The sequence below is a fragment of the Paenibacillus hemerocallicola genome, from assembly GCF_006265175.1.
Classification (GTDB): Bacteria; Bacillota; Bacilli; order Paenibacillales; family NBRC-103111; genus Paenibacillus_AB; species Paenibacillus_AB hemerocallicola.
The window spans coordinates 3255-13140 of sequence record NZ_VDCQ01000119.1 but is presented as its reverse complement, the minus strand read 5'-3'; the positions used below and the strand labels follow the sequence as shown (position 1 = coordinate 13140).

The following is a 9886-nucleotide window of genomic DNA, read 5'->3' as shown; positions in this document are numbered from 1 at the left end:
AGAGAAGAGGTTGGGAGAGAAGAGGTTGGGAGAGAAGAGGTGAGGAGAGAAACGGCTGGGAAAATTGCCGCGGAAGCGGTGGGAGAGGCGATAGGAGGGGCAGTTGAAAAGGTGACGAATGCAGCCAAAGAAGCCGAGCCGGCAATAGTATCGAAAAAGCCGATTGCCGCGTTAACGTTCCGGCCGGCGGCCGGCTTGGCGCTCAGAGGGGCGGCCGTTCTGACAGCCGTAGGATTCGCGATTGCGTTGACCGCGTGCGGCGGCTCTCCCTCGAAGGATACGCCGAAGGGGGAAGCGGCGCCGACAGAGAGCGCATCGACCGATCCGTCCGTCATCGACAAGCCGGTAGAGCTCGCTTACTACGAGAACTCCTCGGGCTATTCCCGGGAGATGTTCGATAAGGACGTCGGCGATGTCGTGAAGAAGAAGTTTCCGAACGTTACCTTCAAGCTGTACTCTCGGGAGAAAGGGACGATGCTGGCCGACCTGATCGCCTCCGGCGTCAAGCTGGACCTGATCAGCGCTTCCGCGGGAACGATCGCCGATCTGGCCGATACCGGACTCGGCGGAGACATCGACGATCTGGTCAAGAAGTACAAGTATGACGTATCGCAGCTCGAGCCGAGCGCCGTAGACATGCTGCGCAAGGCAGGAGACGGCAAGCTGTACGGACTGCCGCTCAAAATTCCCGCCTCCGCGCTATTTTACAACAAAGACGTGTTCGACAAATTCGGCGTGTCGTATCCGAAGGACGGCATGACTTGGGATGAGCTATACGAGCTGGCCGTGAAACTAACCCGCAACGATGGGGGCGTCCAGTACAAAGGCTTCCTTGCCTCCTTCAGCCATATCGCCAGCATGAACCAGCTATCCCAGGAATTCATCGACCCGAAGACGGGAAAAGCGGCGCTCAGCAACGACAACTGGAAAAAGATTTTCGACAACCTGATCCGCTTCTACCGCATTCCCGGCAACGAATTCGACAAAACGACGATCAGCACGCCTTCCACGCCGTTCTACAAGGACAAAACCGTGGCGATGTTCGCGTCCGTGGGCGGGCAATCTTACAGCGATCTGCTGCTTCAATTAAATTGGGACGTCGTCGGATTGCCGACCTACAAGGAGCGGCCGGGCGTGGGCTCCGGTCCGTATCCCGTATTCCTGAACGTGGCGAACACGAGCGCCCATCGCGACGAAGCGTTCAAAGTGCTGGCTTACTTGACCTCCAAAGAGGTGCAGCAGTCGTATATCGACAACGGAATCGTCCCGGCGCTGAAGAAAAGCGCGTACCGGAACGATTTCGGCAAAAGCAATCCAGCGCTCAAGGGCAAAAACGTTCAGTCGATCATCCCGGACAAATTCGCCGAGCCGATTATGCTGACCAAGTACCAGAACACGTTATCGAGCGCCTTGAATGCGGCATTCTCGGATGCGGCCTCGGGGACGAAGGACGTAGCCAGCGCGCTGCGCGAAGCCGACGAGAAAGCGAACAAGGCGATCGAGACGGCGAAAGCCGGCGGCAAGTAAGGCTGCCGCACGAGTCCCCTCATCGCATGCGCGATCGGCTTCCCGAACAATCCTTGCAGCATAGTCTCCGCTTACGTTTTACGACGCATGCTTTGCTCCGAGCAAACCCGACACCGACTGGGAGCAGGTCGAACTGACCTTCACCGCCGCCCCGAACGCCGTCTCCATCGGCATTTACGGATCGATCAGCCAGACGGCCAATGACTATGCATGGATTGACGATCTCGAATTGCATGAGATACAGGACTAGCGATCGTTCGCGCTGAAATTGGATATGGGGCCGCCCGCAAGCTGGGTGGCCTCTTGTCGTATGGGGAATAGCGGGAACTTTAATCAGGCTGCTGTGCGGTAGATGTAGAGGAAGCTTCAGTTGTTCATCTGTATATCATCGTGAATTCCGCAGCTGAGGGTAAGATGTATCGTTACTCAGAGAAGGAATTCGCCTGCTTGCAGCGAAAATAATACAGGGATCATACAACCGTCGTTTTGTTGTGCGAGCGATTACCAAAGAGCGGAGGACGACCGATGGCCGAACGCAAGCCGCCCATATACGAAGATGTCGTTGGCAGCCGCAACCCGCATTATATTACCGGCACGCAGCGCTTTTACATCGATATCCGGTACTCGAAGCATTGCTACTTGCATCATCACAATTTCGCGGAACTGTCCTTCTTCTTCGAGGGCGCCGGCGTGGAGACGGTCAACGGCTTCAGCCATCGCCTCGTCCCGGGGACGGTTTCCTTCGTGCTTCCCCACCAGATGCATATTATTAAAGGCGATTCCGACCGCCATCTGATCAAATTTTGCTGCATGTTCGATATTCAGCTGTTGACCGACCTCGTCGAGGATCGCTGGTTTTCCCAGAAAGTGTACGGCGTCGGCACGAATACGCCCTCCTACGCCTATTTCGACGAGGAGGAGCAGGCGCGGGTTAAGGACGTCTTCACCCATCTGCTGGAGGAATACCGTCAGTTCGACCGTCCCGGGCGTCTGCAATTGATCCGCACGAAGCTGAACGAGGCGCTGCTGCTGTTTTTGCGCAAAAGCTTGAGCGCGAATGCCGACGCCGACTCTCCCGCGCCCGTAGTAGGGGACAAAACGCGTCTGCTCTGGCCGCTGCTGCAATACGTGCAAACCCATTGCGGCGAAAAGCTGAATTTGAAAGAGCTGGCCGATCGCTTCTATACGAGCGTGCCTTATATGAGCCGTTTCTTCAAGCTGCATGTCGGAATGGGCTTCGTCGAATACGTGCACCGGCTGCGCATCGAACGGGCGGCCAGCATGCTGCTCAATACGGATATGACCGTTCACGACATCGCCTTCGACGTCGGCTTCGACAACTCGCGGACGTTTTCCCGCGTATTCCGCGAGGTCAAGGGAAAGACGGCGACGGAATACCGGCTGCTTGCCCTGAACAAGCATGGCTCCGAATTGGAAGAGGAAATCATACGATAACAATAAACCAAATGGTCTCAGCAAAAGCCGCTCCTTGCAGATGGCTTTTTTTTCATTCATTTAATCAACTAAAACGCAACTAGATATTAGCTTGTATGATGTAATACGATCAAGGTGCATCGGCATTATGGCGACACGGCGTTCTGAGCGGAAAACGGAACTGGAGATGCCGGGCCGTACAATTATTTCCCGAGGAGGAGATTATTATGATGGTCGATGAAGGCGCCCGGGCCAAGAAGACGCCAGAAGAGGCGGCAGTTGGCACGGGACCGGTTCCGGCGCCGAACTTCGATCGGATCGGGCCGGACGATTTTGCGGATGAAGACTACATATCGCCGCAGGTTTGGGTGAATGACCGCCGCGGAATACCGTACTATTTCGCCCATTTCCATAAGGTGGCCAACGCGGTTCGGCTGGAAGAGCCTCATCGCGGGTTTATCGATATGGCGGTGCACCGCAACCCGGCGCACAATTTCCCATACAATGCGCGCGTTCAAGAAAATCATCTGTGGCTGGCCTACTTCTATACACGCCATGCCCCGTGGAATTTATACTACGGGATGCCCGAAGTAAAATGCCGGCTGGAGGCCGTGCTGGAACACCTGTTGACGCTGCAAAGCCCGGAGGGGGCGATTTCCGAATACGGCTGGCAAACGTACAATTTGCCGGGGACCTCGTTTGCGGTGCAATTTCTCGGCCAAACGGTCCGCTTGCTGCATGAAGCGAAGGCGGCCGACCCGAGCTTTCCTTTCATTCGGGACGAACTGTATGGCAATATAGTCACCGCGTATCGGAAAGCGCTTACTCACGTGCTGGACAATCGCGGATTTTGGACGCACGGCAAAGGCTACACGAATCAGTATACGCTGATGTGGTCCGCCGCCGCCGCCTATTTGACCTATTATCCCGACCCCGATATCGAGCGCCGGATGCGCGAGCGGTTTGCCGAATCCGCGGACGAATTCATCAGTCCGGCCGGATTTTACTATGAAGCGAACGGCTACGATATGGGCTACAACGTGGGGGTCCATCTGCAAAACGATATGATCGGGTACTACTACTTTAAACAGACGGACTTGGAACAGCCGCTGCTGGACAAGGAAAGCAAGTTTATCGAGTGGCTGTCCTACAATCTGGTGCTGGAGCCGGACGGATCTTTTTTCAGCTCCAACTCGGCGCCTTCCGGACGCACCTCGTCGAGCCATTGCGAGAAAAAACATATCCCGCTTGCCGAGAAGCTCCCGCTGGCGCGGGCTTTTGTCAAGACCCGGGAAGAAGTCTCGGCGGAAATCGCGCGGGCGAGGCTCGACATCGCGAAGGACGGCAGATGGCCGAATGTGCCCGAGCTGTCCGCCACCGGCGGGAACGCCTATAATCCGTATGCGCTCTACAACCGGATCTTGTATCGCTACTACCCGGCGGAAAGTGAACGGGCGGCGGCGATCGCCCGGCTTCCGTATATCGCAAGCGACACGTTCAACCATCAACGGGCGGACGATCGCAGCGGGCTTCAATTTACTTACGTGCGCAGGCCGGGCTATTATGCGGCGTTTAACGCGGGGCGGCAGAAGGCGAATATGCAAGCATTCGGACTAGGGCTGCTGTGGCATCCCCAAGGCGGAGTCCTGTTGTCCAGTCAGACGGAGCATCCGTCCGCCGATGCGAGCAAAGGCTTGTCATGGGGAACCAGGAGCTCGGCGGGCGGCCGCGTGTACGAGAGCGGACATGTGTGCCCCGCTTACTCCGTAGGCGGGCAGAGGGTAGTGCCGGCGGTCGGATTCGGAGATATCGCCCAAGGCGACATGGAGATGAAGTACGACCTCGGGACAGAGGGAGACAAGTCGGTCCGTTTCGTGGAAGACGGCCTCTCGGTTGTCATCCGTCACCCGGAACCGTTCGAGGAGCATATTCCGCTGATGGTCGCGCCGGAAGACCATATCGCCGTCGACAAGGGGCAAGTCACGCTGACACGGGGCAATGCGGTTCTTATCATTGCGTTCGATGAAGAGGCGACAGCGGCGCTTGTTCCCAAAAAGCATACCGTTCGCCAATACCGGATGCATATGCTTACGCTGGCAACGAGCGGCACGTTAACGTATACGATGAAGACGCTTTCCCGATAAAGGCACGGGAACGAAGACGCGAAAAAGATTTGCTCCGGAACCTGGATGCTGCCGCATCCCGGTACAAGGTCGGAGACGATGCCGTACCCCGAAAATTGGCTTTGTTTGCGGAAGGAAGCAATCGGGATTTTTTCGGGGTGGCGGGTCCGTATTTAAACCTTTTTTAAACTTGATCCGGTCAATAGGTTGGAATAAGATAACATTATCATAGGAAGCACTTACATTTACATAAATGTATAAATTTAAATGAAGTCGGTGCTGTTTAAGAAGAAGGGAGGGGATAATGCCGTTTTTTGTGGGATCAGCCGCGATGGAAGTTACGCACCGAGACCCGAATAAACCGACAGCCTATGTTTGAACATGAATTCGACTAAAAAGGAGGCTTGTTTTGATGAGGGCGAAACGCACCGTTTCTTTGCTGTCCTTGCTCGCGGCATGCTTTGCGATCGCGACGGCGTTTTTTGTTCAATTCACCGCTACGGAAGCGCTGAGCGCCGAGGAGGAGCCTATCGTTGTCGTGGACGAAAGCGCCGATTTCTCCAAAGTTTTCTCCAAAACGAACAATATCGCGGTAAGCTCAAGCAGTCCGGAGCGATATGGAGGGGATGCATCCCGATTTTACAAATCGTCCGGAACGGATGCTTATCTCATTTACGAGGCCCCCGATGCGGCTACGCACGTATGGAGCGGGTTTCTTGTGGAAACCTGGTACAACCGAAGCGGCGCGGGCGTAACGCCGGGGGATATGTCGTTCGAAGTATCCCCTGACAACAACGCCTACACGGCGTTCTCCGGATTCGCCAAAACGGTGAGCACCGATCCGTTGGTCGGCGGGTGGGGCAAGGTGAGCTGGGAGGCTACGTCGCTGCCGGCCGGCACGAAGTATGTCAAAATCGTGTTCGGGGATACGACGGCGCATCCGAGCGCATGGGCGATCCAGATCGGCAAAACGACGCTGGCCGCGGCGGACAACAGCCGGCAGACGCTGCGGGACGAGATCGGGTCGTCGCAGTCGCTGCTGGACGGCGCGGTCGTCGGCACGAGCCCGGGGCAATATCCGCAGTCGGCCGTCGATGCATTTGGCTCGGCGATCGCCGCCGCGCGAGCCGTTGCGGATCATTCAAGCTCCGCTCCAAGCGCCCTGCAGGCAGCCTATCACGATCTGCGGCAAGCCCGGGCGACGTTCCAGGATGCCGTCATTTTGGCTCTGAACTGGCCAGCCAGCGCCGCAATAACGTCAACCGCCGCCGGTCTTCACCATATTACGATCGCATGGCCGGCCATAGCGGAGGCGAACCAATATCCGGGCGTGGTATACCATGTGTACAAAAATGGCGGAGAGGCCGCTACCGTTACAGGAACGACTTATACGTTTACAGGGTTGAAGGCTCAACTGGCCTATGAATTCAGTATCGTGGCCAGCTCGGGGGCCGACCGATCCAGGCCGCTCGGTCCGGCGGCGCTGGCTACGAACGACGTCGGACTCGTTCCCGCGCCAGATTTCGGCTTGATCGATCCGGACGATTTTGCCGATGAAGACTACATTTCGCCGGAGGTTTGGGTGAACGATCGCCGCGGTATTCCGTATTACTACAAGCATTTCCACACGGTGGCCAATGCGGTGCGGTTTGAAGAGCCGGATCGAGGGTTTATCGATATCGTGGTGCACCGCAATCCGGCAGACAATGAGCCGTACAATGCGCGCGTTCAGGAAAATCATCTGTGGTTCACGTACTTCTATACGAACCCGGCGTCGTGGAACATATACTACGGGATGCCGCAAGTGAAATATCGTCTGGAGGAAGTGCTGGAGCATCTGCTGACCTTGCAAAGCCCGCAAGGGGCTTTCTCCGAATACAGCCGGGGCGGCTACAATTTGCCGGGAACTTCGTTTGCGCTGCAATTTCTGGGCCAAACGGTACGTTTATTGCAGGAGGCCAAGGCGGCCAATCCCAATTTCCCATCCATCAATGAGGACTTATACGACAGAGTCGTCGAAGCAAGCCGCAAGGCGATCGTGCACGTACTGAACGACAATGCCTTCTGGACGCACGGCACCGCGTTCACGAATCAGTATACGCTCATGTGGTCGGCGACCGCCGCGTATTTGGCCTTTTATCCGGATGCGGCGATCGAGACGAGGATGCATGAACGATTTACCCAATCCTCCGGCGCCTTCATCAGCCCGGCCGGGTTTTATTACGAGAACAGCGGCTACGACATGGGTTATAACGTGGGCGTCCATATCCAGAACATGATGGCGGACTATTACTATTTCAAAGATACCGATATGGAGCAAGAAATGATTGCGAAGGAAAGCAAGTTTATCGACTGGCTGTCCTACAATTTGGTGCTGGAGCCGGACGGCTCGCATTTCACGTCAAATGCGGCGGCCTCCGGGCGTACGGGCTCCGCCCATTACGAGAGAAAAGATATTCCGCTGGCCGAGAAGCTGCCGCTGGCGAGAGCTTTCGTCAAGACGCAGGAAGAGGTTGCGGCGGAAATCGTGCGGGCGAAGAGCGACATTACGAAAAACGGAATATGGCCGAACGTGCCCGCGCTGTCCCTGAACGGGGAAAACTCCTACAATCCGTACGGACTGTACAGCCGGATCTTGTACCGCTATTATCCTACGGAAACCGAACGGGCCGCAGCGATCGCGCAGCTCCCGTATATCGCCAGCGACAGCTTCAACCATCAGCGGATCGACGACCGCAGCGGACTTCAATTCACATACGCGCGGAGACCGGACTATTATGCGGCATTTAACGCGGGACAGCGCAAGGCCAATCAGCAGGCGTTCGGTCTCGGGCTGCTGTGGCATCCCGAGGGCGGCATTATGCTGTCCAGCCAGACGGAAAACTCTTCGACGTCGTCGAACCGCGGATTGTCGTGGGGGACGAAGAAGTCCACGGCCGGCCGGGTGTATGAGAATGGCAATGTGCTGCCTGCGTACAAAATCAACGGACAAACGATTCAACCGGCCGTCGGGCATGGCGATGTGGCCCAGGGCAATGTCGAGGTCCGATACAACTTGGGGAATGACGGGACGAAAACCGTTACCTTCCTCGAGGACGGCGTCTCAGTGCAGGTCAATCATCAGGAGCCGTTCGTGGAGCACCTGCCGTTAATGGTAGGTCCGGAAGACAGCGTTACGGTGGGCAACGGGATAGTAACGCTCGTTCGCGGAAATGCGGTGCTGGAGATCGCCTTCGACAGCGGGGCGACAGCCAACCTCGTGCAGAAGGGCTTCCGTATTTACGACTACAGAATGCATATGCTGACGCTGCAAACGAGCGGAACGCTGTCCTACACGATGACGCTGTCCACGGTCGGGCAGAACGAGGCTGCGCCGGTGACGCAATCCGCCGTCGAGCCCGGGGAGCCTGACGGCGCCAACGGCTGGTACACGACCGACGTCACCGTGATGCTGAACGCTTCGGATGACTTGTCCGGCGTGGCGCGCACGGAATATCGCCTGAATGGCGGGGAGTGGAAGGCATACGAAGGAGCCGTCAAGGTCGCCGCCGAAGGGGAGAACTTGCTCGAGTACCGGAGTGCGGACCGGGCGGGCAATATGGAGGAGACGCGCAGCATCGCTCTGCCGATCGACAAGACCGCTCCGACGATCCACGTCTTGCCGGACATAGCGGAGCTATGGCCGCCCAACGGACGGATGGCGCCGATCGGAATGACCGTGAATGCGGCTGACGGAATATCCGGCATAAGCGCGGTCGCGCTAACTTCTATCGAAAGCAGCGAGCCGGACCCCGAAGGCGTGACAGGCGCGGTCTACGGGACGGATGACAGGGAGTTTCAGCTTAAAGCCGCAAGATCCGGGAGCGGGACGGGGCGCATCTATACGATCACCTATACGGTCGCCGACAAGGCGGGGCATGCGGCGATCGGCACGTCCGCCGTCACGGTTCCGCACGACAGGGGAACTGATAGTATGGAATGACGATTCGGCGCTCGGGAGCAGGCGCAGCATGGGGAAGCATGCATGGGGTTCGTATCATCCAACAGCATACGCTTAGGCAAAGCGTTTGGTCTTGCGACCAAACGCTTTTTTGTACGAAGGTACAATCCACATACAACCTGGAGGCGTTTGATGGACATGACGTTGCCCGTGAATAGAGGAACTACATTCCGTTATTGTCCCGAGTTCCGTTACTCGCTTGAAGATAACGGAACAGGATTCCTCTATATCGAGCTTTCGGGGTGAAAATAATCGTGAACAGCGGAATAGCGGAACGGTTTTCCTTTATTTTGCACTCAACACGAGGGCTCGGGTCAATAGCGTCCTCCAGTTCCGTTATTTGTTGGACCCGCGGTCCCGCTAGGTGCCGCCGGCAGAGGCAGCGAGCTTTCACCGAACAGGCGCTGCACCCATTAGTCCACGCTTGTACGCGAATTATGCTGTCGCAGTTTTTTGTGTACTTGCTTGCGGCTATGAGCCTGATAAACAAAAAGATACTCCGAATCGGAGTATCTAAAGCAACTATCAGGTTCAAAATCGGCTGAAGCGATACGCCGGCCTTCGGACGTCACGCTCCCGGCGGCGTCACACGGGAGGGCCGGACGGACGTGGCCGGCATTGCCGCTGCAACTGCAGCCGAGAGTGTTGCCGGCTGCAACTGCAGCCGAGAGCGCTACCGCTGCAGCAGCAGCTCGAGAGCGCTGCAGCTGCAGCAGCAGCCCGAGAGTGCTACCGCTGCAACTGCAGCCGAGAGCGCTGCCGCTGCAACTGCAGCCAAGAGCGCTGCCGCTGCAACTGCAGC

5 protein-coding genes are annotated in these 9886 nt (G+C 57.0%); all 5 read left to right on the top strand.

Annotated features, from left to right (window positions below; translation table 11 throughout):
• The coding region (locus FE784_RS39605) for an extracellular solute-binding protein (protein ID WP_218103887.1) at positions 1-1527 on the top strand (1527 nt) is incomplete at its 5' end.
• 525 nt (positions 1528-2052) lie between these two features.
• On the top strand, positions 2053-2982 hold the full coding sequence (locus FE784_RS39600) for a helix-turn-helix transcriptional regulator (protein WP_139607811.1): 930 nt from the start codon (positions 2053-2055) through the stop codon (positions 2980-2982).
• Positions 2983-3188: 206 nt separating this feature from the next.
• Positions 3189-5105 carry a hypothetical protein gene (locus FE784_RS39595; RefSeq protein WP_139607810.1) on the top strand — a complete coding sequence of 639 codons (1917 nt, stop codon included), beginning with the start codon at positions 3189-3191 and terminating at the stop codon, positions 5103-5105.
• A 391-nt stretch (positions 5106-5496) separates the two neighbouring features.
• Complete coding sequence (locus FE784_RS39590; protein ID WP_139607809.1) at positions 5497-9066, top strand: OmpL47-type beta-barrel domain-containing protein; 3570 nt, start codon at positions 5497-5499, stop codon at positions 9064-9066.
• 626 nt (positions 9067-9692) lie between these two features.
• Positions 9693-9886, top strand: a 194-nt coding sequence (locus tag FE784_RS41735; protein ID WP_218103886.1) for a hypothetical protein, incomplete at its 3' end; no start/stop codon positions are given.

Coding starts and splice junctions, on each gene's coding strand:
- FE784_RS39600 (WP_139607811.1), top strand. CDS start 2,053: ATGGCCGAACGCAAGCCGCCCATATACGAAGATGTCGTTGGCAGCCGC.
- FE784_RS39595 (WP_139607810.1), top strand. CDS start 3,189: ATGATGGTCGATGAAGGCGCCCGGGCCAAGAAGACGCCAGAAGAGGCG.
- FE784_RS39590 (WP_139607809.1), top strand. CDS start 5,497: ATGAGGGCGAAACGCACCGTTTCTTTGCTGTCCTTGCTCGCGGCATGC.